Source organism: Marinomonas sp. AWM4_232, assembly GCF_056158325.1.
In genome coordinates this window covers 3,336,739-3,360,442 of record NZ_JBSWTA010000001.1, presented here as the reverse complement: position 1 = coordinate 3,360,442, position 23,704 = coordinate 3,336,739, and the positions used below count along the sequence as shown (strand labels likewise).

Sequence of the window (23,704 nt, the reverse complement as noted above, 5' to 3'; positions counted from 1 at the left end):
GAGGGGTGCTTCTCCCCATTTATCTTGCAATTTCTTTTATAGGTGACTTTCCATGACATCGTGTATCCGCGATTTGCTAGGCAAAGACGAATTCATCGCTCGCCACATCGGCCCTGATGCAAACGAGCAACAATCGATGCTAAACACTCTAGGCTTCGACTCCTTAGACCTATTGATTGAGAACACCATTCCAAACGCGATCCGTTTGGCCAATCTTGATATGTCTAAACAACCTGTCAGTGAGAACGAAGCACTGTCGCAACTAAAAGAAATTGCAGGTCGCAACAAAGTTGCCCGCAGTTACATCGGCATGGGCTACCACGACACATTCGTACCAACGCCTATCCTTCGTAACCTGCTAGAAAACCCAGGTTGGTACACAGCGTACACACCTTACCAGCCAGAGATTTCACAAGGCCGCTTGGAAGCTTTGTTGAACTTCCAACAGGTGATCATTGACCTAACTGGCATGGAAATTTCTAACGCTTCGCTACTGGATGAGGCGACTGCCGCAGCAGAAGCCATGACGCTAATGCAGCGCTCAAGCAAGAAGAAAGTTAACGCGGTGTTTGTCGCAGACAATGTACTACCTCAAACCATCGACGTTGTAAAAACACGAGCAGAACTACTTGAGTTTGAAGTCATCGTTGACGATATTGCCAACCTTGGTAACTACGATGTATTTGGCGTCATTGTTCAATACCCAGGCATCGATGGTTCTGTAAACGATCTAAGCGATGTTATTGCTCAAGCGCACGAGCAAAAAGCATTAGTCACCACAGCGGTAGACCTGCTGTCTCTAGTGCTATTGAAATCCCCTGCGGACATGGGCGCTGACATCGTTGTTGGTAGTGCACAGCGTTTCGGTGTACCAATGGGATTCGGCGGCCCACATGCTGCCTTCCTTGCAACGAAAGACAAATTCAAGCGCTCTATGCCTGGCCGTGTTATCGGTGTCTCTAAAGATAGCCACGATAAGCCAGCACTGCGAATGGCGATGCAAACACGCGAGCAGCACATCCGTCGTGAAAAAGCGACATCAAACATTTGTACCGCTCAAGCACTACTCGCGATGATGGCGGGCTTCTACGCGGTATACCACGGTCCTAAAGGCCTAAAACAAATTGCGTCACGTGTAGCAGGCCTCACAAACATCTTCGCAAAAGCGCTTAAAGGCACTTACTCTTACAACGGCACTTACTTCGATACACTTGTTGTTAAGACGCTTGATAAGACAGATGCAATTCTTAAGAGCGCAGCTGAAAAGAACATCAACCTTTACCGCGCAAGCAGTACTGAGCTGTCGCTATCATTCAGCGAAACCAGCACCATCGAAGACCTATACAATCTGGCAAGCAGCTTCGGTGTAGAACTGACTGATGAAATGCTAGACGCAGAAGTTGGCTTCGGTATCGAAGAAAGTATGCTACGTACTGATGACATCCTAACGCACCCAGTATTCAACTCGCACCACAGCGAAACTGAACTAATGCGTTACATGCGTCAGTTAGAAGTTAAAGACATCGCGCTCAACCAAAGCATGATCCCACTAGGCTCATGTACGATGAAACTTAACTCTGCATCAGAAATGATCCCTGTAACATGGGAAGAGTTTGGTCGCATCCACCCATTTGCACCAAAAGTGCAAGTGTCAGGTTACCAAGCATTACTTAACGACCTAATTGCCATGCTTTCTAAAGCAACTGGCTACGACACAATTTCCTTGCAGCCTAACTCAGGTGCGCAAGGTGAATACGCAGGTCTAATCGCGATCGACAAATACCACAAATCTCGTGGCGACGATCAGCGTGATATCTGTCTAATCCCAAGCTCTGCACACGGTACTAACCCAGCGTCTGCAGCCCTTGCCGGTATGAAAGTTGTTATCATTAAATGTGACGAGAACGGCAACATCGACATTACTGATTTGAAAGAAAAAGCAGAGAAACATGCTGAAAACCTAAGCTGTATCATGGCGACTTACCCATCAACTCACGGTGTGTTCGAAGAACAAATCCGCGAAGTATGTGACATCGTGCATGACAACGGCGGCCAGGTTTACATCGACGGCGCAAACTTGAACGCATTGGTAGGTATCGCGCCTCCAGGTAGCTTCGGTGGTGACGTATCGCACTTGAACCTACACAAAACATTCTGTATCCCACACGGTGGTGGCGGTCCAGGCATGGGGCCTATCGGTGTTAAATCACATCTAGCGCCATTCCTACCAGGCCACGCAGTATCACCTGTTGTTCAAAACGAAACTCAACACGGTGCAATATCGGCAGCACCTTACGGTTCAGCTAGCATCCTAGTCATCACTTGGATGTACATTAAGATGATGGGCGACCGTGGTCTACGTGATGCTACATTCCACGCGATCCTTAACGCGAACTACATCGCGAAACGTCTCGGTGAGCACTACCCTGTTCTTTACACTGGTAAGAACGGCACCGTAGCGCACGAATGTATTATCGACATTCGTCCGATCAAAGCAGAGTCTGGCATTTCTGAAGAAGACATCGCTAAGCGTCTAATGGACTTCGGTTTCCACGCGCCAACTATGTCATTCCCAGTTGCTGGCACACTTATGATCGAGCCTACTGAGTCTGAAAGCCGCGAAGAACTTGACCGTTTCTGTGACGCCATGATCCAGATCCGTAACGAAATCGCGAAAGTACAAGCAGGCGAATGGCCCCTAGAAGACAACCCGCTAGTTAACGCTCCGCACACAGCAGCGTCTTTACTAAACGGTGACTGGACACATGCTTACACACGTGAAGAAGCGGCTTATCCACTACCATGGATTGCAGCTCGTAAGTACTGGCCACCAGTGGGTCGTATCGATAACGTTTACGGCGACCGTAACTTGTTCTGTGAGTGTCTGCCAGTAGAAAGCTACCAAGACTAATCAAAGAACCGCTTTAAATTGAAAACTAAGAGCATTTCATGAGTCAAATGTTCTTAGTTTACCCTCCCCCTAATCCATATCTTTCAATTTTTTTAATCAAGCCTTGTCTTGATAACCCAAGAAGCTTGGCGGATTGGGTTTTGTTGTGACCTGTTGTGTCTAATGCTTTTCGGATCAGCTTGATTTCTAGCTCCTGAACTTGCTCATCAAGCGAATGAGTAAACGCTACTGGCTTTTCTTCAGAGGTTAAGATTGGCGAGTGACTTTGAGGCGCTACATCGTAATTTAGCAATTGAATTTCGGTTAAGGTAATTTGGCCTGCCACGGCGATCGCTGCTACGCTCTCAAGAGTATTTTTCAGCTCTCTTACGTTTCCTTGCCATGGACGTTGCCGGAACCATTGAAGCGCTTCATTTGAAAGATAGTACTTTCTACTTTGATGTGTTTCTAATGCAGCAATAAAGTGTTGCAATAAAACGGGGATGTCCTCTTGACGCATATGAAGTGCTTGCGTTTCGATGTTAACGCCTTTGATTCGATAATACAGATCTTCACGAAAGTCACCACTTGCTATGAGCTGAGCCAAATCAGCATTCGTTGCTGAAACAATCCTAACGTCGATGGACTCTAGCTCTCGCGCACCCACAGGAAAATAGCTTCCCTCCTGTAAAACCCTCAGCAATTTAACTTGCATTGGCACTGGCATTTCACCAATTTCATCGAGAAATAAAGTACCACCATCCGCAAGCTTTAGAAGGCCAACTTTATCTTTGTCTGCTCCAGTGAAAGCGCCTTTAACATGACCAAATAGCTCACTTTCTAACAGTTCAGCTGGGATAGCACCACAGTGTACTGAAACAAATGGCTTTTTTGCCCGAGGACTCATATCGTGTAGTGCTCTCGAAATAACCTCTTTACCTGTTCCAGAAGGCCCCGTCACTAGTACTCTAACGTCTGTCGGAGCAATACGTTCTATCAAAGAACGAACACGCTGCGCACTGTCAGAAATACCAATGTACTTTTCTGAACCTAACTTTGGAGAAGTTTCTTGTAAACGCTCTACTTCGCGCTCAAGCCGTGTCTTTGCTAATGCCCGCTTCACCACAACGGCTAACATTTCGGGATCTATGGGTTTGGCGATAAAGTCCCATGCACCTTGAGAAATCGCTTGCAATGACAGCTCACGTTCGGCATGTCCGGTAATAATGATCACTGGGCAACCACCAAATTCTGGCATGGTCTGCAGGGTTTTCTGAGGATCAAAGTATGGGGGTAAGGAAAGGTCTAGCAATACTAAATCTGGCTGTCCTTGGCTTTTTTTCGCTTCTAAAGCTTCATCTGTAGAGCCCACCGTCTTAACTCTAAACCCTTGTTGACGCAACCAACTTCCTGCCAACTCGCGAAAAGCCGGTTCATCATCGACCAATAAGATGTAGCCATAATCAGACATCTTTGGATTCTCCTTTGGTTTGTACTGTGGGGTTGAGAGGCAATCGGATTTCAAAGGTAACGGGCCAATTTAGATCATTACGATGACAAATTTGCCCATGATGAGCATCAAGGATGCGCCGCACAATGGCCAGTCCCAGTCCGCTACCTCCTTGTCTTTTGCTGACAAATGGGCGGAATAATTCCTCTTGTCCAATACAGGGATCTAAGGACGGACCATTATTATGGATACGACAAATTAACTCTGAACGTTCTTTTTGTGCTTCGATACAGATCGAGCCATCACCCTGATTGCGCACGAAAGCCAAAGCATTATCAATGAGATTAATAAACACTTGCTGTAAGCGGTGCGGATCAGCATTCACTTCGAGCTGCTCTTCAATTTGTAAGGTGATCAGAACGTTATCTGTGTTCAAAGAGCTCAGGACACTCCCCAACAAAGGCTCTATAAACACAGGCTGATATTGGAGTGTAAGTTTGCCTGAATACACCAGCATATCGCTCACTAAACGATCGGCACGGGTTAACTGCTCTTGGATATGACGGCGTGTATCAACAGGTGAATTGTACGACGCCATTGAGATAATATTTAAAGGGTTACGTAGCTCATGTGCCATGGCAGCTGAAAGACTACCTAGCTCGACTAGATGTTGTTCATCTAAACGTTTTCGTTCTGTTTCTGCTAACGCGAGAGATCGTTCAAGTGCAGCACATTGCGTCGCAAATAAAGAGCTAAAGACGTCCAAAGTCAGTCGCATACCAGGGCTAATATCGTTGGTGTGTACTGGTTGTGCGAACCAACCATTCAATTCTTTCTGTACGACAATATGAAGCTCTTCTGGCACATCCGCAGGCTCAAGGCAAATTGGTACGGGCTGTCTAAGGTGTTGTGCCAGTTGCTGTTCACCCAGTAATGTTAATGCTTGCCATGATCCTGCCTGATTCAACTCCCTATTCCAATTATCTAAGATGCGCTCATTCAGCACAGCGCCAGGGAATACTAAACGTTCACTGAAACGTTTTAACCATGGGTACACCATCGCTGCTGTTAATAAAACCACCAATGAATAAAGCCATAACTGCCATATTGGCACCGTCGCCAAAGCCTGTAAGCCAATGGGGCCTGAAAAAGCCCCCAGTACCGCAATCACACACAGTACAACAAGCATCATCGCTAATGCTAATAAAGCCCGATTCGCGAAACGGTTTACATCCAAAATCTGATAGCGCACCACACCATACACCAGCAGTAATAAATAACTGGGGAGTAACAACATTGGGTAAGGGAAAACATTAATACCAAACGATGGAAACACGAAGCTCGTTGCCAGTAGCAACCCCCATGCCGCGACACCAAACATGGCTAAGATGGAACGTTTTTTATTGCCAGAATGCTGCTGCCAACCAAGCAACAACACCCCATGACCAAGGACACCTATTAATACGGTATATGCTAGATTCACTGCGCCGTGGGCATTAAACACAAAGAATGGCCGTCCATCCATTAATGGCACCGTGTCGCCAGCTTCGGCCCAAATACTGCAAATCACAATAAAGATACTGATTGCATAGATCCAAGGCATGATGTGTATCAATCTAGTCAACCACGGTTGTTTCTCAGTACCTTCATTGACAAACAATAATGCAAAATGCAGAAAAAAAGTTGGCATTAACGGGTTAGCAAGAACCAAGACCATGCCCAGTGTTTCTTGGTTATGCAGCAACGCCAAATGACCTGAACACCACAATGCCATCATCACTGCAAAGCCCGCTAAAGCTCGCAAGTCTGGTTGATGACGAGCACGCCACAACAGCCATGCGGCAACCAAAACGCCACAGACGCTGGTTATCCAAATAGATATCTCAAACGCAATCGATAAGGTCAAAACGTAAACCTCGTTGACAGTGTAAACTTTGGATAAATCGTAAACTTTGTTTACGACTAGTTCAAACAAATAATTTTATTCAATAATTTCAACAACTTAAATCAAACATTTTATTGGCACAATCAATGCTAAAGATCAATCAACATGATTTAACTCAATACAGTCCTCGAGGTAACACCTATGCACTACAGTCAGCTTTTAATTGACGCCTTTGTTTTAGTTAGCATCATCAGTCTTGCCATCACCCCACTTGCATTACGCCGCTTTGCTTCTAAAGCGTAGGATTTTCTTATGGAACTCGATACCGCTTTACTCTCTCGCTTACAGTTCGCGTTTACTGTTAGCTTTCATATCATCTTCCCTAGCATCACCATCGGCTTAGCCACCTTGATTGCCATTTGGGAAGGTCTATGGCTAAAAACCCATGATCCTCGTTATCTACAATTGGCCAAGTTCTGGATCAAACCCTTTGCCATCACCTTTGGTATGGGTGTGGTTTCAGGGATTGTCCTATCCTATGAATTTGGCACCAATTTCTCGAAGTTCTCAGACATTGTTGGTCCTGTGCTAGGTCCATTAATGGCTTATGAGGTGTTAACTGCCTTTTTCTTAGAAGCAGGCTTCTTAGGCGTCATGCTATTTGGTTGGCAGCGTGTAGGACGCAAACTACATTTCTTTTCAACGGTAGTCGTTGCGATAGGTACATGGATTTCAGCCTTTTGGATCATCGTCGCAAACTCTTGGATGCAAACACCCCAAGGCCATATCATCGTTGACGGTCAATTTCATGTTGAAGATTGGTTCGAAGTGATTTTTAACCCTTCTATGCCGTATCGTCTTTCTCATATGTTATTGGCATCTTTCATCACTGCAACATTTGTAGTGGCTGGTGTCTGTGCGTATTACTTACTTAAAAAGCAACACACCGAGTTCGCCAAAAAAGGCTTATCCATGACCATGTGGATTGCGCTCGTTCTCACACCACTGCAAGCGTTGGTGGGAGACCATCACGGTTTAAACGTCAAAGAGCATCAACCAACTAAACTTGCCGCAATGGAAGGTATTTGGCCTGCAAAAGAAGAACATGTTCCGCTATTACTGTTTGCGATGCCTAATATGGAAACCGAATCCAATGACTATGAACTGGGTATCCCAAGCTTAGGCAGCCTGATCTTGACCCATACTTTCGATGGCGCTGTACAAGGCTTAAAAGCTGTTCCGCCCGAAGATCGGCCGAACGTACCGTTGGTTTTCTGGTCATTCCGGGTGATGGTTGGATTAGGGTTTGGCATGATTGGCTTGGCTGTACTTGCGCTATGGCTCCGTAAGCGCGGTAGTTTGTTCAGTAATAAACCATTCCTAACCGCGTTGACCTTATTTACCCCTTCAGGTGTCATTTCCGTACTAGCGGGTTGGTATGTGGTCGAGGTTGGCCGCCAACCTTGGTTAGTGTACAACCTGGTTCGTACCAGTGAAGTCGTATCACCACTGCCTGCTGAGCGCGTACTGTTTACTTTGATCGGCTTTGTGGTGATCTATACCTTGCTGTTGGGCGTCTATCTTTACTTCATGCGTAAGCTGATCAAAAAAGGCCCGCCGTCAATGGCGCATCTTGAAGAACAATTAATTGGCATGAAAGCACCGGGTTATGCATTAGCTTGGGTGAAAAACCTCAAACATGAAGAGGGAGTAAAATAATGGATTTAGTTCTTTTCTATTTCTTGATCCTTGGCTTTGCTGTCTTGATGTATGTGTTATTGGATGGCTTTGATTTAGGCGTGGGTATTCTCTACCCATGGTTTGACCAAACAGGTGAGCGTGACCACCTGATGCGTTCCATCTCACATGTTTGGGATGGTAACGAGACATGGCTGGTATTTGGCGGTGTCGTTCTATTCGCTGCCTTTCCAGCCGCTTATGCGGGTATTTTATCAACATTCTACTTACCAATTATATTAATGTTGTTTGCCCTTATATTTCGTGGCGTCGCGTTTGAATACCGTTTTAAAGCTGACCGCTCTCGCCCCTATTGGGACTTTGCATTTAGCGCGGGCTCTGCCACCGCAGCTTTTTGCCAAGGCTTAATCTTAGGATCAATCGTTCAAGGTGTTAATGCTAATCATATTCAACTCGACAGTTGGTATTGGTTATCTCCATTCGCCATTTTGACTGGATTCAGCGTCATGGCAGGCTATGCCTTACTTGGTGCAAGCTATCTGTATATGAAAAGTCGTGGTCGTATTCAGCAGCATGCAGCGCACTTAGCAAAACGACTTCTTCTAGGCGTAATGGTGGCCATGTTGATCGTTAGCTTATGGACTGTCCTCTCTTCAGATGATATTCGTGAGCGCTGGTTTGCAGGTGGTAACTTTTTATACTTAAGTCCATTGCCATTACTGTCCGCTCTGTTTGCCGTGTTAGCTTGGAAAGGTCTCAGCGATACGATCCATGAAATCCGACCATTTTGGTATGTTGCCGGTATATTTACCTTAGGTTTTGCTGGTTTGGTTGTCAGCCTATTTCCCTACTTGATACCGAACCAATTGACGATCTGGGACGCCGCTGCACCTGACTCAAGCCTTAAATTCCTTGTTGTCGGCATCGTGATTTTTATCCCACTAATCCTTGCTTATACTTTGTGGGGATACCGTGTTTTTGCCGGTAAGGTTGAAGATTATCAGGAGGGCTATTAATGAAAGCCTCTATGAAAAATGTAAAGTCTTGGCAGTGGTTCACACTCCTCTATGTCTCAGGTCTGATTAGCCTTAGCATAATTGCTTACGGCTTACGATTTCTGATAAACAGTGTTGGATAATTTGGATGCCAAACCAAGCCTCATAGACAAAGGCTTGGTTTGGCGATCAAATCATTAAAAGGCATCCGAGATGATAAAAACACTCGCACTCTATTCAAGTGTTGATGGTCAGACTAAAAGGATTTGCCAGCGTATTGGCGAACATATCAAGAGCGAACACGATGTGACCTTAATCGATATTTATAACGCGACAGCGGTTGATTTAGCGAACTATGAAAAGGTTATTTTGGGCGGGAGCGTTCGTTATGGTAAACATCGGCCAGACTTTGAACACTTTTTAATCGAACAGGCGGCCTTACTAAGCACAAAGAAGACGTTGTTATTTAGCGTTAATGCCACCGCCAGAAAAGCCAACAAATGCTTACCTTCAAACAATCCATATTTTATGAAGCTCAAGCATAAAACGGGTATTCATGCAGACATCGAGGCCGTTTTCGCAGGCAAACTGCATTTAGCAAACAATAGCTTCTTTGACCGTTTGATGATCAAACTGATCTTTAAAATGAGCGGCGAACAGATTAGTAATAGTGAAATTGAATTCACTGATTGGGACCAAGTTGACCGTATCTCGACTGAATTCCAGCAACTCTAATCGTAAAGCCCCGCTAGCATTTTCATGGCCCAGCTCCGACTGTCTAGGTAATAGGTATTCAGTTTATCGACAGTATTATCGTTGGCCGAATCTAAGCCTGCTTTCTCAAACGTTTTTACGAGCGTTAAGATTCTTCCCAGCTTACCGTTATGTCGAATGAGTGCATCGACGCTCTCTTGCTGCAGTGGCATATGTTCACACACCTTTTGAATCGGCTGACCTAACATTAAGTCAGCCATTGATAGCATGCCAACCATGAAGGCTTCGTCCGCATTAGCTTTAAACTCATTTTCAGCAAGTGCTTTACACATCGCGGCACGAGTCAAGACTTTAGATAGTAGCAACATTTTACAAGGATCATCATTGGCGAGGACTAATGTACTCACCAGAGTTCTCAGCTTCTCAATCCCCAGCAAGGTTAACGCTTGGTGCAAACTGCTGATGGTATTAGCTCGTTTATACTGTGCCGAGTTAATCATCTTTAACAAACGCAGGACCAGTTGAGGTTCCATTACCAATAATTTTTCGACTTTATCAAGGTCGACTTGATCACTGTACAACTCATTTAGTATTTCGAGTCTGGCGTTTGCATTACCACTGCGATCCACTTCAGTCGCGCTTTTGATTTCAGGCTTTGCGTAGAAATATCCCTGAAAAAGCGTGAAGCCCTGTCGCTTGCAACGCTCAAACATCTCAAGATCTTCGACCTTTTCAGCCAGCAGCGTAATACCTTTGTCTAAGTAAAGCTCAATATTGCTATTTTGCTGATCAACCAGCATATCGAGTTTGATGATGTCGGCTACCTCTAATAATGGCCGTGTTTGTTCATTAAGAACAAAGTCATCTAATGCAATTTGATAATCCAACGCCTTTACATGCTGAAGGGCCGCAATAATTTCAGTATCCCCCTCGACGCTTTCAAGCACTTCAATAACAACTTGTTCTGGGTACGGAGGTAGTAATTCAGGTTTTAGCAACCATTCTCTAGGGGCGTTAAAAAATAACTTGCCACTGCCGCAGAGATTTTCAATACCGGTTTCATAGAAGGCTGCATTACAGGCCCTTGCCGTTGCAACAAGCTCATCATCGATCACCGCTTTTGACATAGATGACGTAGACCGGTATAGCAGCTCATCCGCTACATGAACCATGTCAGAATCACATATGGGCTGCAAAGCTATGCAATAAGATTGCGGTTTGGGCATAAGAACTCACTTCAAATCAATACCATTAAAAATATATTAGAAACAAAGTCCACTGTCATTTATTTCAGGTTCAGCGGACCTCTCTTTTACTAAAAATGACAAAAGTTTGACGTGCATCTCAACCAGAAATGATATCAATTATCATTTACACAAAAGATGTTATGATATAACATAATATAACCATTCAAGGAGGTACCTTATGCGTTCAAATATTCACCCGGAATACCGTACCGTCGTATTTCATGACACCAGCGTAGACACCTATTTTCTAATCAAAACTACGCTACAAACTTCACAGTCAATTGAGTGGAAAGACGGGAATACCTACCCCTACCACACCATTGATATTTCCTCGGCCTCTCATCCGGTCTACACCGGTGAGCAACGTGCCACACAGTTGGAAGGACGTGTTCAAAACTTCAAACGTCGATTTGGTTCTCGTCAGTTAAAAGGAGCACGTTAATGCAAGTCTTGTCATCATTGAAAACGGCTAAAAAGCGCCACCCAGACTGCCAAGTGGTAAAACGCCGTGGTCGACTATTCGTGATTTGTAAATCAAATCCACGATTTAAAGCCGTACAAGGCAAAGGTGGGAAGAAACGATAGTTTCTTAGTTTCTAGAATAGAAAAAGGGGCTAACCGATTTGGTAGCCCCATAGGAAGGCTGCTTAAATAACCATTAGTGCAGCGTTCTCAAGACGCAGTTCACGGGTAGACAGCTGATCAACAAAATCCGCATCATGAGACACTATGACCATGGCTTGAGACAAGCTAAGAAGCGTATCGATCAAACGTTGACGCGCTTTTACATCCAACGCATTACTCGGCTCGTCTAGCAATAGTACATCAGGCTCCATTGCTAAGACGGCGGCCAGCGTTATCATGCGCTTTTCACCGCCTGAAAGTTGGTGAGTGATCCTTTCTTCAAACCCAGCCATACCAAGTGAGGTCAATGTATCTTTAGCAATCTGCAGAGCTTCTGTCCGAGACTTGCCCAAGTTCAAAGGACCAAATGCCACATCTTCTAACACCGTTGGACAAAACAATTGATCATCTGGATCTTGAAACAAAAACCCTGCCCTTGCGCGCACCTCCACAAACTCTTTTTCGTCATTGCGCGTTTTGCCAAACGCCCAGATGTGACCCGATTTAGGCTTCTTTAAACCGACCAATAAATGCAAAAAAGTTGTCTTACCCGCACCATTTGGCCCAGTGAGGGCCACTCGCTCTCCTCTTTTCAATTCAAAATCCACCTGATCTAACACCACACCCCGCCTCGGGTAGCGATAACTTAAACCAGTTACTTTGAAAAAAGATTCGTCGCTGCTCATAGAAAATTTAATCCGATCAATAGACACAAAACAGGTGTAAAAATAAGGCTGAAATTCAGGTCTTTCTGGCTCAAGCGCATATCGTCAAATAAATAGAACTTGCCTTGATATCCGCGGCACTTCATAGCATCCATGATACGTTCTGAACGCTCTAATGAGTGGACCAATAGCATACCGATTAAGTAGCCAATCGAGCGCCAAGTATGTCGGTCTGTACGTAATACAAAGGCTCTGGCTTTCATAGCACGTCGCATACGTTTGTACTCTTGCCCAATGACTTCTAAATAGCGCACTGTGAAAAGCATCAAATGCACCAATTTATCCGGAATGCGTAAGCGTGCCAGAGCATGACCGAGCACTGTTGCACTAAGCGTACCAATCAACGCTAACAGTGCTAGTACCACAGCATGCGCTTTCAATAGGATCACCACAGCATGAAGAAAACCTTCCTCGCTGGCAGAAAGACCTAAGATGCTGAACCAAGTCTCTCCAGGTGTCGTAAAAGGCAACAATATGATCAGAAAAATCATAAACATATCCATCGCCAACACTCGACGTAAGGTGCGTTTTAGGTTCAATCTAGCGAGAACTGCTAACAATAAACCTACGCCCACAGCGACACATAGGCTTAAAAAGCTCTGTGATAACACGGTGATCAGGGCAAACAAGGAAGCCATCACCACCCGCAAGCGAGGATCTATATGATCCACGATTGAACGGTGATGTTTAACTTTTTGACCTTGCCAAGAGGTGCCACTGTGCTCCAGAAACTCAGGCATTTGCCTTTTCCTGTTTCTCTTTTTGACGCTGGCGCCACCAAATCCCTAAGCCACATAGGCCGAAGATGTAACCAATACCCCCTAAGATATCTTGCATCCCAGCCTTCGCTTGATACTGCATCAATTCTTGGCGTAACGGTTTCACTTGTTTCGCCACGGCTTTTTCAATCATGGCCTCAAGCTCAGCTTGATCCATCCCTGAGGTAGACATTGAAGTCGCCTTAGATGCCTGCTTCGTATCGCTATTCTCAGCGCTAATAACGTCTCCCGACAAAGACTCCGGCAGTTGGTCTGCGGGTAGCATTTCTTCCATCACATGCCCTGAACTCATGTTGGCATAGAAAAAGTGATCAATACGCTTCTTCGCCTCAAAGGCAAACAGTCCTTCAGCATCGGTTTTCACACGCCCTAACTCATTACCCAATGAATCAAACACAATCACTTCCGTGCCTTCAGCCGCCATGTCACCATTTGAAAAACCGATCTCGCCTTCTATGGTTGAGCCTATCGCATATACACCGCTGATCACATTGTGTGCTTGAACCATAAAAGGCGAGCACATGAAAAGAAGCGTCAAAATGGATCGCCATCTAGCCATAGACACGTTCCTCATCCAGTCCAAGGAAAGTAGGCTTCACTTTTCGGATCAACAACACCGCCGATGCCGTCACAAAACCTTCGATGATCATCACCGGTATATGTGCGATAAACGTCGCTTTGGCAGCCAACGCAAACCCTTCTCCCGATAGCATCAAAGACACGGCGACCATTAGGGTCGTCAGGATAATGCTTCCAGCACCGCCGATTGCCCCCCATATGGCTGCCACTTTCGTGGAACTGGATTGAATACCATAGCGGCAACCGTAGTAAACCAGCACGGCAGGTAACGCGATATTCAACGTGTTGACACCTAACACGACAAAACCGCCAAAGCCAAAGAAAACGGCTTGCAGGAATAACGCAATCAATAACGCAGGGAACGCAGCCCACCCAAGTGCCAATCCGATTAAACCGTTAAGAATCAAATGCACGCTCGAGAAACCAATCGGTAAATGGATGTAAGAGGCAATAAAAAACGCAGCGGACAATACGCCCACCTGCGGAAGGTGGTCATAATCCATCTTCTTTAAGCCTAAAGCCACACCGGCCGCCGTTAACAAGGCGCCGGTGGCTAAGACAGGAACAGATAATGCTCCGTCTACTATATGCATATCTTAATCCTATTATTTGATGGCGTGAGCTTGCACCCAAATGACGGCATCTTGAGACAGCTCTTTACCTTTGTATTCGGTTTCAGAACCCACTCCTAAGGCCGCAAATCCCCACTGGCCCGCTTTAGGAATCCCAAAGGTAAAAGTACCGTTGGCATCCGCGAAAATGGTCATTGTAATGAAGGCATCAGCGGGTGGCTCAATATTCCCCTCGCTGGCAAAGGCATTCGTGTCAGAATTAGGTTCATAGTTGACGTATTCCACTTCAATTTCAGCGAATGGCACAGGCAGCCCTTCACTTCGCACAACGCCAGTGAACGTGCCACCTTCATAAATCGCATAAGGTTTGGTCAGTGGTACGATCTCCGCTTTTAGACCAAAGTCCTCATTCCAGTCTGTTGGCAAGCTACCAACGTTCACAATTGATTTGCTAATCTGCTGAATATAGATGTCTTCTGATGCTTCGTAGTAAGGTGCCATCTCATAGATAAAGACATAATCCCCTAAGCCACGTAATGAATACTGCGCTTCATAAGACAAGCCTGTGTTGCTTGCGCTGGTCCATTGACTAGGTTTAACCGTATCGAGAAGGTCTGTTTTTTTGCCCTTTTTAAACACGTAAAACGCTTCAGGCTCATCAACTGCCATCACATGGCCACTTTCAGAAGGATGAGTAAAAGGCAATTTCAATGAAATGGGGCCGCCAGCTTCTCGCAGCAATTCTGGTGTGTACACCATTTGAAAGTGTGCCGAAGCAACAGAAGAGTAAAGCGCAACGCTTGCTACAGCCGTTAGCGCGATGTTTTTAAACACAAAAATGTCTCCAACAAAATAAATAGTCGGAGTTGGGAGGAAAAGTATTGTCAGCTAATGCATCATTACTCGGTGAAGCCCTCCGCAACACCATGGTAAACCACTATCAGGCTGGTATCCGGACTCATCAGCGTGATCTTTTTATCACAGTCGATTTACCTTCCCATGTGAAATACACACAGTGGCATTCAAAATCGACGTTACCAATTTACCGTTGCGGGGGCAGTGTTGGGATTGCACAGCGGCTCACCAACTTCCCAAGTCAAAAATCGACTTGTACCTAAGTACGACCTAATAGAGCGTACAACTTACGTAGGATGAGCAAGAAAAGCAACTGCGCAATGTTCTTATGAGCATGAATAAAACGAGGATAGCTTCCTTAGCGAGGCGCAAAGAATGTCGTTGGTTTAACTAATGATCGATCAGCTGTAAACAGCATCTTAATATCGGATTTACCTAGTGCATTTTCTAAGTAAGCCCTCCTGCAAAAAGCCAACACAGATTAGTGAAAAGCAAAAAAAATACGTTAAACTAGACCCAGATAAAACTTTAAGAGGATATCGCAGTGGGCGCATTTCGTTATGAAGCTCTAGAAGTGTTGTTACGCCAACAGATTCAAACTGGCCGTTACAAGATTGGGGAAAAACTGCCTTCGGTTCGAACTCTGTGTAAGCAGCACGAGCTATCCAAAGCAACGGTCATTCATGCTCTGCATAAACTCGAAGCGGATCAACTGGTCTATGCCGTACCCAAGAGTGGCTATTTTGTGGCAGAAAGCGGCGCGGATTACAACACACCGAAAAAAGTGTCGACGCCCTCAATCCCTGCACAAGTAAATGTACCTGACATTTTCCGCGACATTATGTCCCGTAGCGCTGCATTTGATATATTACCAAGTGATGGGTCGACTCCTGCGGCGCAGCATTTGATTAACTTGAATCGAATGATCGGCAAAGCGTCTCGCTCTCATCCAGAGCAAAAAGCTAACTATTATGACGAGCCAAAGGGACATGTGGGCTTGCGCAGCGCTATCGTTGACCTATACCGTCAACGGGAAACAAGTCTAAGCGTTGATGATTTATGCATCACTTCAGGATGTCAGCACGCCCTATTTCTTGCTTTGATGGCGACTTGTCAGAAAGGCGACACCGTAGCCATTGAATCCCCAGCATTTTACGGTGCACTACAACAACTTGAGCAGCTCGGGTTACACGTCATCGAAATCTCATCCGACACCAATAAAGGATTAGACCTACAGGAGCTGGCCGAGAAAATTCAAGACTGGCCGATCAAAGCCTGTATTGTCACGCCGAACTTCCATACGCCAACCGGTTCAAAAATGCCGCTTGCGAATATGAAAGCCTTGGTAAAACTCGCCAATCAGCATGATTTCTACATTATTGAAGACGACATTTACGGAGAGTTACGCTTTCGTAGTGAGTTATGCCCACCGATTAAAAGTGTTTGTGATGATGGTCGCGTGATTCTGTGCGGATCTTTCTCGAAATGCCTATCGAGAGAATTACGTATTGGCTGGATTGCTGGCGGATTACTGCATCACAAAATCGTTCAGCTAAAACTGATCACGCAACTGGCCAGCCCCCAAGCCGTGCAAGAGGGCCTCGCAGAGTTCATCAGCCAAGGGCACTTTAAACGTTATGTGAACCAACATCGTCAACAACTGAAAGAGCAACGGGATAAATTATTAGCGGAGCTTAAGAAGCACTGGGGCACTCAAATCAAATTCACCAAGCCTAATGGTGGATTGAGCTGTTGGGTCGAACTACCCGACCATATTGATACTCAGCAAAGCTACAAAGCCCTACTGGAAAAAGGCATCGTACTGACTCCAGGAGTATTATTCTCAGCCCATGGTTTGTACAAAAACCACATGCGCCTCAGCTTCTCGCAACCGCTAACAGAGCGCCGCCGAGCAGCGCTTCACTTATTGTTTCAGACGTTACTAGATACAAAATAGGCATCCTTTTTAATAAGCTTCGGCATTGGGAAAAAGTGTTTTACCACGGTACAAAAAATAAGACCAATAGGAGTAAATCAATAGAATTGGCATCGCAATGATCATAGCCCATATTGATAATCTTAGGCTTGATTGCGGTGCAGCAATTTCATAGAAGCTTAAATCAGGTGGAACGATATACGGCCAAACAGTCGTGATAAGCGTAAAATAAGCGGTGCCAAACATGGTTAATATGATTGCAAAAGGCCATCTGTTCCACTCTGAAAAACGAACTACATAATAAGCCCAAGTGAACAACATAAGACCCAACATAGGCACAAAACTCAGATAGAAAAAGTTTGGTAACGTGAACCAACGTTCTTTTAAGGCCTCATTTAAAAAGGGCGTTACCAACAAGATAGCTGTTGCCGCATAACCAAGCCAGACCAACAAGTAATGAGAATATTGTCGTATTTTTGTGTACAACTCGCCTTGAGTATTAAACAGTAACCACGTTGCACCAAGTAGCGCGTAGGCAATCACTAAGCTTATGCCAGTTAAGATACTAAACCAGCTTAACCATTCCCACTCTCCACCTATGTAAGCAAGATTTTCAACAGCAATACCTTGAACTACTGCACCTAACGTAACCCCTTGCATAAAGGTCGCGATGAAAGAGCCAATAAAAAATAAAATATCCCATTTTCTCTGGTCTTGACTGGAGGCTCTAAGGCGGTATTTAAAGGCAACACCACGCAGTAGCAAGCCAACGATCATGGCTAAAATAGGCATGAATAGTGCCTCGAAAATAATAGTAAACGCTACCGGAAAAGCCAGCAAAACACCCATCCCACATAAGGCCAACCAACCTTCATTACCGTCCCATACTGGTGAAACAGTTTTTAGAATGACTCCACGTTCTTGTCTATTTCGAACAGCAGCAAATAGCAGCCCGAGACCTAAATCGAACCCATCCAATACAACATACATCATCAAAGTAAAAGTAATGACAAGCATCCAGATGGTGACTAAATCCACCCCCATTTTTAATCCTCTCAATTGAGCGTGCCACGGCAAAGAGGATATCTGACTTAAGCGTTAGCTCCTCAATGACACTATTTTTCAACGGTTAACGTCGTATGATCAGAGGAATATTAGATTAAAAAATAAAACCGACACAGGCACAAAAAACCAAATAATTAGTAGGGACAGATTGATATAGCTGGTCTTTGGATATACGTTTTCTTTGTATCTAGAACCAAAAACAAATTATTACCTATATTAAAGAATGGGCTACAGTAAAGGCATCGAGACAATCAGAACAATAAAGGAGTCGTACGATGCAGTATCACGTCAATGGTTTTCACCCTGGAGACCCTCGCTTTAGTGACCCACAAGATGCAGTGGTTGCACCACCTATCAAGCGCCCAATGCCTAGTGAGGTGGATGTTTTAATCATTGGCTGTGGCCCAGCGGGCTTAAACCTTGCGGCGCAGTTGTCTCAGTTTGGTCAAATCAAAACCGCAATCGTTGATATCAAAGATGATCGTTTGCTCGTTGGGCAAGCGGATGGCATTGCTTGTCGCACAGTCGAAATGTTCCAAGCTTATGGTTTCGCCGATCAGATCATTCAAGAAGGTTATCAAGTCAATGAAGCAGCCTTTTGGAAGCCTGATGCTGAAAACCCTGAGCATATTTCCCGTACAGGTAAAGTTGAAGACGTTGAGGAAGACTTATCAGAAATGCCTCACATGATCATCAACCAAGCACGAGTTCACGATGAGTTCCTTCGAGTTATGCGTCAAGCACCAGGAAAAATAGAGCCTCACTATCAGCGTAAATTTTTAGGTTTAGAAGTCAATGAAGGTGATAGTGAGTACCCTGTTACAGTAAAACTTGAACGCATGGTGAATTACTCCCAGTTCAATCAAGAAATTGAAACCGTAAAAGCCAAATACGTCGTTGGCTGTGATGGTGCGCGCTCTGGAGTCAGAACCGCTATTGGCCATAAGTTGGTTGGTGACGCCTTGAACCAAGCTTGGGGTGTCATGGACGTCCTCTTGAATACAGACTTCCCCGATATTCGTTTGAAGTCTCTGATTCAGTCAAACAAAGAAGGCAATATGTTGATCATTCCCCGTGAAGGGGGCTACATGGCCCGTATCTATGTGGAATTGGATAAATTAAAAGAGAACGAGCGCGTTGCACGAGATCAGATGACGTCAGATATTCTTGTTGCGGCTGCCAATCGAATCATAGCGCCTTATACCATGGATGTGAAAGACGTAGCATGGTGGAGTGTTTATGAGATAGGTCAGCGTATCACCACAGCCTTTGACGATGCTACGGCTGAGCGCTCCGCTCGTGTTTTCTTGGCTGGAGATGCTTGTCATACCCATAGCCCCAAAGCTGGCCAAGGCCTTAACACATCGGTGATGGACACCTGGAACTTAGGTTGGAAACTGGCTCACGTATTGACATGCTTAGCGCCGGAGAGCTTACTTTCAAGCTATTCCCAAGAACGTCATGAATATGGGCAAGCATTAATCGACTTTGACCGTGAGTGGTCAGCTATGTTTAGCGCAAAGCCTAAATCTGCTGAACAGCCTGATGGCGTTGATCCAGCAGAGTTTCAGCGCTACTTTAAGTTATTTGGTCGCTACACTGCTGGGGTTTCGATCCAATACCGCCCTTCTGACGTGATTGGATCCGGCACCCATGACAATCTGGCAACAGGACTCAAAGTAGGGCTGCGCTTCCATTCTGCGAATGTCATTCGTCATGGGGACGCCAAACCAGTGCAATTAGGTCATTGTCATACTGCAAATGGCGCCTATCGCATGTATCTGTTTGCCGGCCAGCAAGCACCTATGTCGAATGACTGTGGTGTGAGAAAACTGGCAGATTATCTGGTCAACGATCCATCTTCTCCAGTCAACCGCTTTACGCCAAAAGATGCTGACATTGATTCTGTGATCGATATCAGAGCGATTTTCCAATGTCATCACCATGAATTAGAACGATCACAACTCGATCCATTACTCACCCCTCAAAAAGGTAAGTTTGGGCTAAAAGACTACGAGAAGGTGTACTGCGCTCCATTGAAAGAAGGTAAGGATATCTACGATATGCGTGGTATTGATCGCAATCAGGGCTGTGCGGTGGTGGTTCGACCTGATCAATATGTCGCCGAAGTACTACCACTGGATGATATCCAAGGTATCAACGCTTTCTTCGATAACGTACTGATTCAGCAGAATTAACGACGAGCCAGCACTTATTCGCTAAATTCACGTGTGAGTGTTGGCCAATTCTCATCTGCAATTTGAATGTGTTTCAGTGGGTTTTCACTCCAGCGTTGCTTTACCTTTTCGTTATAATTTAGGTAAAGCTTACCCTTGATGATAGCCCACTGAGTTGCATCAGACGGCGCGAAATCACTTTTCGTCGAAACACCCCACGCACAATAACCGCCATACTGTGGCACGTATTTCTCTGGTGTTTTCAAAAACATCTGCAAATGTTCAACCTTAGAAAAGTGCCACTCAGCGCCCTTGTAGTTGGTTGACCATTCAGGGTTTCCTTTTACAGCCTGTCCCTGTGTAAAATAGGCCACAGTGTCGTAACCATCTAGTGCTTTATTACTAAAAAAACCGGTCGAAATAGGCGCTTGCGCCAGCGCTATCATGCTAAAGCATGCCAAACAAATACTGATTAGCCATTTCATATACCTACCCTCTTTTTTATCTTTTCTCTCGACTCATGTTTGCCACCCAAGCTAAGGCGAGCTTTAGCGATCCACACCATTTAACCCCCAGTCATAGCTCAGGAATGACAGTTTCAAATCCTTATGCATAAGGCTTTGCACACTACTTTCCGGTAATGACAGGGCCTCTTTGTAATGGACTAAAAAGGATTCAAGCGAGTCATAGCCTTGCCAGCCTTTTTCAAAGTCTTCTTTGTACCATTTGAAAATCGACGAAAGCTTCAACGTCTTACCGTCCAGTCGGTTTCGGGAACGATCGGCTAAAAACATGCGAGTTTGCTGTTCTAAGAGCTGTTCAAGGCTGTCTCCTTGATAGGCGACATTTGCCAGCGCAGGACAACCGATACTGGCGCAGTTCACAACAAAGTGAATACGAGGGTCTTGGTAACGGTCTGAGCCTCGAATCAACTCATGCTCAATCTCATCAAGTGAACGAACTTGTCCCAAAAGAGGAATAAACTCTTTGCGCCACGGTGATCGAAACAGTCCGCCAAGATCTTTAATGGAGTCTAAATCAGGCCACTTGGTTAAAATTAATTGTACCGTCCAAGCGTTATAGGCATTGATCAAGAAAGCCAGTTGATCGCTCTTGGGCCAACTATCGAATCTTTGCTGATCCACACTTTCAAGCTGATTTAAGTACTGTACTAGAGCGCCTTTACTCTCTAGAAAGCCCTGATAGTCCACTTGACTGGCTTTACCCTCATCGATCAGGCGCACATGTTTTTGCAGTAGTTGATCCCAACCACCGTGATTAAAGGCATTACTTGCCAACACATTGCAGGAAAAGCCAAGACTGAACAAGAGCGCTATAAACCATGCTTTCATTTGCCTAACCTCGACGCCACGCGTGATATTTTTCCAGCCAGCTCAATACTTTTTCTGGAGCGTGAGCACGTTTCCACTCTCCGGCAGCGTATTTATTGGATTCTGCCCAAGTTGGATAGGTATGAATGGTCCCTAAAATCTTGTTCAGACCTAAACCGTGTTTCATGGCTAAAACAAATTCAGGTAGGATCTCACCCGCATGTTGTCCAACAATGGTGACACCAAGTATTTTGTCCTTACCTGGGACGGTTAGCACTTTTACAAAGCCAACTTCAGCGCTCTCAGCAATGGCACGATCTAAATCATCAATGCCATAGCGTACGACCTCGTAGTCAATGCCTTGGGCTTTGGCGTCTTGCTCATTTAACCCCACACGCGCCACTTCTGGATCCACGAAGGTTGCCCATGGGATTACTCGATAATCGGCACGAAACTTTTTGAAAGAGCCAAATAAAGCGTTTACCGATGCGTACCACGCTTGGTGCGCTGCCACATGGGTAAATTGATAAGGCCCTGCCACATCACCAGCCGCGTAGATATTTGGATACAGTGTTTCTAAGTAGTCATTCGTGACAATGGTTCTTCGGGTCTCGATACCTAGATTTTCCAGTCCATAACCTTCTAAGCGCGCCTCGCGGCCGACGGCGCAAATCAGTGCATCGAATTCGATACGACTTTCCTGCCCGCCCTGTTCAACAATCAAGTATTTACTAGCCCCCTCTTTCTCACAGCGCACAGCTAGGTGCAAGGTTAAGATGTTGACGCCATCTTCGCGTAAACTTTGTTGAACCAGTTCAGAAACGTCTCGATCTTCACGAATCATGATGCGTTCTGAACGCTCAACTTGCGTAACACTTGAACCTAAACGAGCAAAGGTCTGTGACAACTCAGTGCCAATTGGACCGCCTCCGAGCACTACTAAACGCTTTGGTGGCTCGTCAAATTTGGCAAATTCAGACCACAAAGTATCGCTGGTGTAATAGCCAACCTCTTCTAAACCTGGAATGGCTGGCACAACTGGGCGCGCCCCTGTCGCCAACACGATACTTTGCGCCGTTAAGCGTTGGCTACCGCCTTCATTTAGTTGGATCTCAACGGTCCAAGGGTCAATGATCTTGGCGTAGCCCTGCACCACGTCGACGCCTAATTTGGTGTAACGCTCAACGCTGTCATGGGGCTCTACTTTCGCAATGACCTCATGCACTCGCGCCATGACTTGTTTGAATGAAAAGCGAGGTGTGCAAGCTTCCAAGCCATACTGATCTGCATGACGAATCTGCTTGGCGATTTTGGCACTCTTGATAATGGCTTTGCTGGGTACACAACCGTAATTTAGGCAGTCTCCTCCCATTTTATGGGCTTCCACTAAAGTCACTTTTGCCTTTACCGCCGCCGCAATGTAGGCACTGACCAAACCACCGGCACCTGCACCAATGACAATCATGTTGCGGTCAAACTTTTTAGGCTTTTGATACCCTCTGTAGACACGCTTTGCTTTAACAACCGCCAGCACTTTTTTGGCGATCAAAGGAAACACACCCAATAGCACAAAGGAGAACAACAACGAAGGCGACAAAACACCAGAAAGGCTGTCCAGCTGAGCCAACTGCGTACCCGCATTGACATAAACCAATGTGCCAACAAACATGCCCACTTGGCTCACCCAATAGAAGGTGATCGCACGGATATTGGTTAAGCCCATCAGTAGGTTAATCAAAAAGAATGGAAAGACTGGCACCAAACGAAGGGTGAACAGATAAAACGCCCCATCTTTCTCGATCCCTTCATTAAAGGCTTTTAAGCGGTCACCAAAACGCTTTTGTACCGTTTCTTGAAGAAGGTAACGAGACACTAAAAAAGCCAGCGTTGCGCCAATGCTGCTTGCAAAAGACACCAGCAATGTACCGACACCTACCCCAAACAGCGCTCCCGCCGCCAACGTCATAATCGCCGCCCCAGGAAGCGACAACGCAGTGACCAGCACATACGACACTAGGAAAACGCCCATCACCAGCACAGGTGACTCAGAACGCAAAGATTCAAACTGCTCCAAACCTGCTTTCAAGCCTTCGAGCGTTAGTAAATGGTGTATATCAAAATAGAAAAACAGCGCCACCAGAACAGCGATTAACACCAATAAGATTGCCTTCTTCATCAACAT

General features: G+C 45.5%; 20 protein-coding genes and 1 riboswitch. Of the genes, 8 read left to right on the top strand and 12 right to left on the bottom strand.

The annotated features are described in order from the left end of the window. Positions 1 to 52: 52 nt before the first annotated feature. The gene (gene gcvP, locus ACXAC1_RS15930; protein ID WP_475062731.1) at positions 53 to 2,911 is read left to right on the top strand and encodes an aminomethyl-transferring glycine dehydrogenase; all 2,859 of its coding nucleotides are present in this window, start codon (positions 53 to 55) and stop codon (positions 2,909 to 2,911) included. Between the two features lie 58 nt (positions 2,912 to 2,969). Here the strand turns inward: gcvP and ACXAC1_RS15925 are convergent, their stop codons facing one another. Further along, positions 2,970 to 4,361, bottom strand: a complete 1,392-nt coding sequence (locus ACXAC1_RS15925; RefSeq protein ID WP_475062730.1) for a sigma-54-dependent transcriptional regulator — start codon at positions 4,359 to 4,361, stop codon at positions 2,970 to 2,972. After that, the gene (locus ACXAC1_RS15920; protein WP_475062728.1) at positions 4,354 to 6,246 is read right to left on the bottom strand and encodes an ATP-binding protein; all 1,893 of its coding nucleotides are present in this window, start codon (positions 6,244 to 6,246) and stop codon (positions 4,354 to 4,356) included. The genes ACXAC1_RS15925 and ACXAC1_RS15920 overlap by 8 nt, the downstream gene beginning before the upstream one ends. A gap of 291 nt (positions 6,247 to 6,537) precedes the next feature. On the opposite strand from ACXAC1_RS15920, the gene ACXAC1_RS15915 reads away from it, so the two are divergent. The 3 genes from ACXAC1_RS15915 (at position 6,538) to hemG (ending at position 9,653) form a co-directional block, all read left to right on the top strand. Further along, positions 6,538 to 7,944: a cytochrome ubiquinol oxidase subunit I gene (locus ACXAC1_RS15915; protein WP_475062726.1), complete on the top strand. Its 1,407-nt coding sequence runs from the start codon at positions 6,538 to 6,540 to the stop codon at positions 7,942 to 7,944. Then, the gene (gene cydB, locus ACXAC1_RS15910; protein WP_475062724.1) at positions 7,944 to 8,939 is read left to right on the top strand and encodes a cytochrome d ubiquinol oxidase subunit II; all 996 of its coding nucleotides are present in this window, start codon (positions 7,944 to 7,946) and stop codon (positions 8,937 to 8,939) included. The genes ACXAC1_RS15915 and cydB overlap by 1 nt, the downstream gene beginning before the upstream one ends. A gap of 192 nt (positions 8,940 to 9,131) precedes the next feature. Beyond that, positions 9,132 to 9,653, top strand: coding sequence for a menaquinone-dependent protoporphyrinogen IX dehydrogenase (gene hemG / locus ACXAC1_RS15905; protein WP_475062722.1), 522 nt, complete (start codon positions 9,132 to 9,134; stop codon positions 9,651 to 9,653). Here hemG and ACXAC1_RS15900 read toward each other — a convergent pair. Continuing rightward, on the bottom strand, positions 9,650 to 10,804 hold the full coding sequence (locus tag ACXAC1_RS15900) for an EAL and HDOD domain-containing protein (RefSeq protein ID WP_475062720.1): 1,155 nt from the start codon (positions 10,802 to 10,804) through the stop codon (positions 9,650 to 9,652). The genes hemG and ACXAC1_RS15900 overlap by 4 nt on opposite strands. A gap of 253 nt (positions 10,805 to 11,057) precedes the next feature. On the opposite strand from ACXAC1_RS15900, the gene ACXAC1_RS15895 reads away from it, so the two are divergent. Further along, entirely contained in the window at positions 11,058 to 11,321 is a 264-nt protein-coding gene (locus ACXAC1_RS15895) for a type B 50S ribosomal protein L31 (protein WP_475062718.1), read from the top strand. Then, positions 11,321 to 11,464: a type B 50S ribosomal protein L36 gene (ykgO, locus tag ACXAC1_RS15890; RefSeq protein ID WP_133559425.1), complete on the top strand. Its 144-nt coding sequence runs from the start codon at positions 11,321 to 11,323 to the stop codon at positions 11,462 to 11,464. Before ACXAC1_RS15895 ends, ykgO begins: the two co-directional genes overlap by 1 nt. A gap of 62 nt (positions 11,465 to 11,526) precedes the next feature. Here ykgO and ACXAC1_RS15885 read toward each other — a convergent pair whose 3' ends face one another. The 5 genes from ACXAC1_RS15885 to ACXAC1_RS15865 are packed head-to-tail and all read right to left on the bottom strand — an operon-like array spanning position 11,527 to position 14,992. After that, a complete protein-coding gene (locus ACXAC1_RS15885) occupies positions 11,527 to 12,189 on the bottom strand; it encodes an energy-coupling factor ABC transporter ATP-binding protein (RefSeq protein WP_475062717.1) in 663 nt (220 codons plus the stop codon). Next, on the bottom strand, positions 12,186 to 12,968 hold the full coding sequence (gene cbiQ, locus ACXAC1_RS15880; RefSeq protein ID WP_475062716.1) for a cobalt ECF transporter T component CbiQ: 783 nt from the start codon (positions 12,966 to 12,968) through the stop codon (positions 12,186 to 12,188). Before cbiQ ends, ACXAC1_RS15885 begins: the two co-directional genes overlap by 4 nt. After that, complete coding sequence (locus ACXAC1_RS15875) at positions 12,961 to 13,566, bottom strand: hypothetical protein (protein WP_475062714.1); 606 nt, start codon at positions 13,564 to 13,566, stop codon at positions 12,961 to 12,963. The genes cbiQ and ACXAC1_RS15875 overlap by 8 nt, the downstream gene beginning before the upstream one ends. Next, positions 13,559 to 14,179, bottom strand: coding sequence for a cobalt transporter CbiM (gene cbiM / locus ACXAC1_RS15870; protein WP_475062713.1), 621 nt, complete (start codon positions 14,177 to 14,179; stop codon positions 13,559 to 13,561). The genes ACXAC1_RS15875 and cbiM overlap by 8 nt, the downstream gene beginning before the upstream one ends. A gap of 12 nt (positions 14,180 to 14,191) precedes the next feature. Continuing rightward, positions 14,192 to 14,992 carry a DUF4198 domain-containing protein gene (locus ACXAC1_RS15865; RefSeq protein WP_475062711.1) on the bottom strand — a complete coding sequence of 267 codons (801 nt, stop codon included), beginning with the start codon at positions 14,990 to 14,992 and terminating at the stop codon, positions 14,192 to 14,194. A gap of 92 nt (positions 14,993 to 15,084) precedes the next feature. Next, a riboswitch (cobalamin riboswitch) is annotated at positions 15,085 to 15,291 on the bottom strand. Between the two features lie 266 nt (positions 15,292 to 15,557). Here ACXAC1_RS15865 and ACXAC1_RS15860 point away from each other — a divergent pair. Continuing rightward, positions 15,558 to 16,970: an aminotransferase-like domain-containing protein gene (locus ACXAC1_RS15860; protein ID WP_475062710.1), complete on the top strand. Its 1,413-nt coding sequence runs from the start codon at positions 15,558 to 15,560 to the stop codon at positions 16,968 to 16,970. A gap of 9 nt (positions 16,971 to 16,979) precedes the next feature. On the opposite strand, the gene ACXAC1_RS15855 is transcribed toward ACXAC1_RS15860, so the two are convergent. After that, positions 16,980 to 17,993 carry a cytochrome d ubiquinol oxidase subunit II gene (locus ACXAC1_RS15855; protein WP_475062708.1) on the bottom strand — a complete coding sequence of 338 codons (1,014 nt, stop codon included), beginning with the start codon at positions 17,991 to 17,993 and terminating at the stop codon, positions 16,980 to 16,982. A gap of 296 nt (positions 17,994 to 18,289) precedes the next feature. Between ACXAC1_RS15855 and ACXAC1_RS15850 the strand changes: the two genes are divergently transcribed. Next, positions 18,290 to 20,212, top strand: a complete 1,923-nt coding sequence (locus ACXAC1_RS15850; protein ID WP_475062707.1) for an FAD-dependent monooxygenase — start codon at positions 18,290 to 18,292, stop codon at positions 20,210 to 20,212. A 14-nt stretch (positions 20,213 to 20,226) separates the two neighbouring features. Here ACXAC1_RS15850 and ACXAC1_RS15845 read toward each other — a convergent pair whose 3' ends face one another. From ACXAC1_RS15845 to ACXAC1_RS15835, 3 genes are all read right to left on the bottom strand, one after another. Next, entirely contained in the window at positions 20,227 to 20,676 is a 450-nt protein-coding gene (locus ACXAC1_RS15845) for a YHS domain-containing (seleno)protein (RefSeq protein ID WP_475062706.1), read from the bottom strand. Positions 20,677 to 20,739: 63 nt separating this feature from the next. Continuing rightward, positions 20,740 to 21,543 (bottom strand): DUF547 domain-containing protein, encoded by an 804-nt coding sequence (locus tag ACXAC1_RS15840; protein WP_475062705.1) that lies wholly within the window; start codon positions 21,541 to 21,543, stop codon positions 20,740 to 20,742. 4 nt (positions 21,544 to 21,547) lie between these two features. Continuing rightward, positions 21,548 to 23,698, bottom strand: coding sequence for an FAD-dependent oxidoreductase (locus ACXAC1_RS15835; RefSeq protein ID WP_475062703.1), 2,151 nt, complete (start codon positions 23,696 to 23,698; stop codon positions 21,548 to 21,550). Positions 23,699 to 23,704 lie beyond the last annotated feature (6 nt).

Bases quoted from the DNA above. Each gene is read 5' to 3' on its own strand.
- gcvP (WP_475062731.1), top strand. From the start codon at position 53: ATGACATCGTGTATCCGCGATTTGCTAGGCAAAGACGAATTCATCGCT.
- ACXAC1_RS15925 (WP_475062730.1), bottom strand. From the start codon at position 4,361: ATGTCTGATTATGGCTACATCTTATTGGTCGATGATGAACCGGCTTTT.
- ACXAC1_RS15915 (WP_475062726.1), top strand. From the start codon at position 6,538: ATGGAACTCGATACCGCTTTACTCTCTCGCTTACAGTTCGCGTTTACT.
- cydB (WP_475062724.1), top strand. From the start codon at position 7,944: ATGGATTTAGTTCTTTTCTATTTCTTGATCCTTGGCTTTGCTGTCTTG.
- hemG (WP_475062722.1), top strand. From the start codon at position 9,132: ATGATAAAAACACTCGCACTCTATTCAAGTGTTGATGGTCAGACTAAA.
- ACXAC1_RS15900 (WP_475062720.1), bottom strand. From the start codon at position 10,804: ATGGTTCATGTAGCGGATGAGCTGCTATACCGGTCTACGTCATCTATG.
- ACXAC1_RS15895 (WP_475062718.1), top strand. From the start codon at position 11,058: ATGCGTTCAAATATTCACCCGGAATACCGTACCGTCGTATTTCATGAC.
- ykgO (WP_133559425.1), top strand. From the start codon at position 11,321: ATGCAAGTCTTGTCATCATTGAAAACGGCTAAAAAGCGCCACCCAGAC.
- ACXAC1_RS15885 (WP_475062717.1), bottom strand. From the start codon at position 12,189: ATGAGCAGCGACGAATCTTTTTTCAAAGTAACTGGTTTAAGTTATCGC.
- cbiQ (WP_475062716.1), bottom strand. From the start codon at position 12,968: ATGCCTGAGTTTCTGGAGCACAGTGGCACCTCTTGGCAAGGTCAAAAA.
- ACXAC1_RS15875 (WP_475062714.1), bottom strand. From the start codon at position 13,566: ATGGCTAGATGGCGATCCATTTTGACGCTTCTTTTCATGTGCTCGCCT.
- cbiM (WP_475062713.1), bottom strand. From the start codon at position 14,179: ATGCATATAGTAGACGGAGCATTATCTGTTCCTGTCTTAGCCACCGGC.
- ACXAC1_RS15855 (WP_475062708.1), bottom strand. From the start codon at position 17,993: ATGGGGGTGGATTTAGTCACCATCTGGATGCTTGTCATTACTTTTACT.
- ACXAC1_RS15850 (WP_475062707.1), top strand. From the start codon at position 18,290: ATGCAGTATCACGTCAATGGTTTTCACCCTGGAGACCCTCGCTTTAGT.
- ACXAC1_RS15845 (WP_475062706.1), bottom strand. From the start codon at position 20,676: ATGAAATGGCTAATCAGTATTTGTTTGGCATGCTTTAGCATGATAGCG.
- ACXAC1_RS15840 (WP_475062705.1), bottom strand. From the start codon at position 21,543: ATGAAAGCATGGTTTATAGCGCTCTTGTTCAGTCTTGGCTTTTCCTGC.
- ACXAC1_RS15835 (WP_475062703.1), bottom strand. From the start codon at position 23,698: ATGAAGAAGGCAATCTTATTGGTGTTAATCGCTGTTCTGGTGGCGCTG.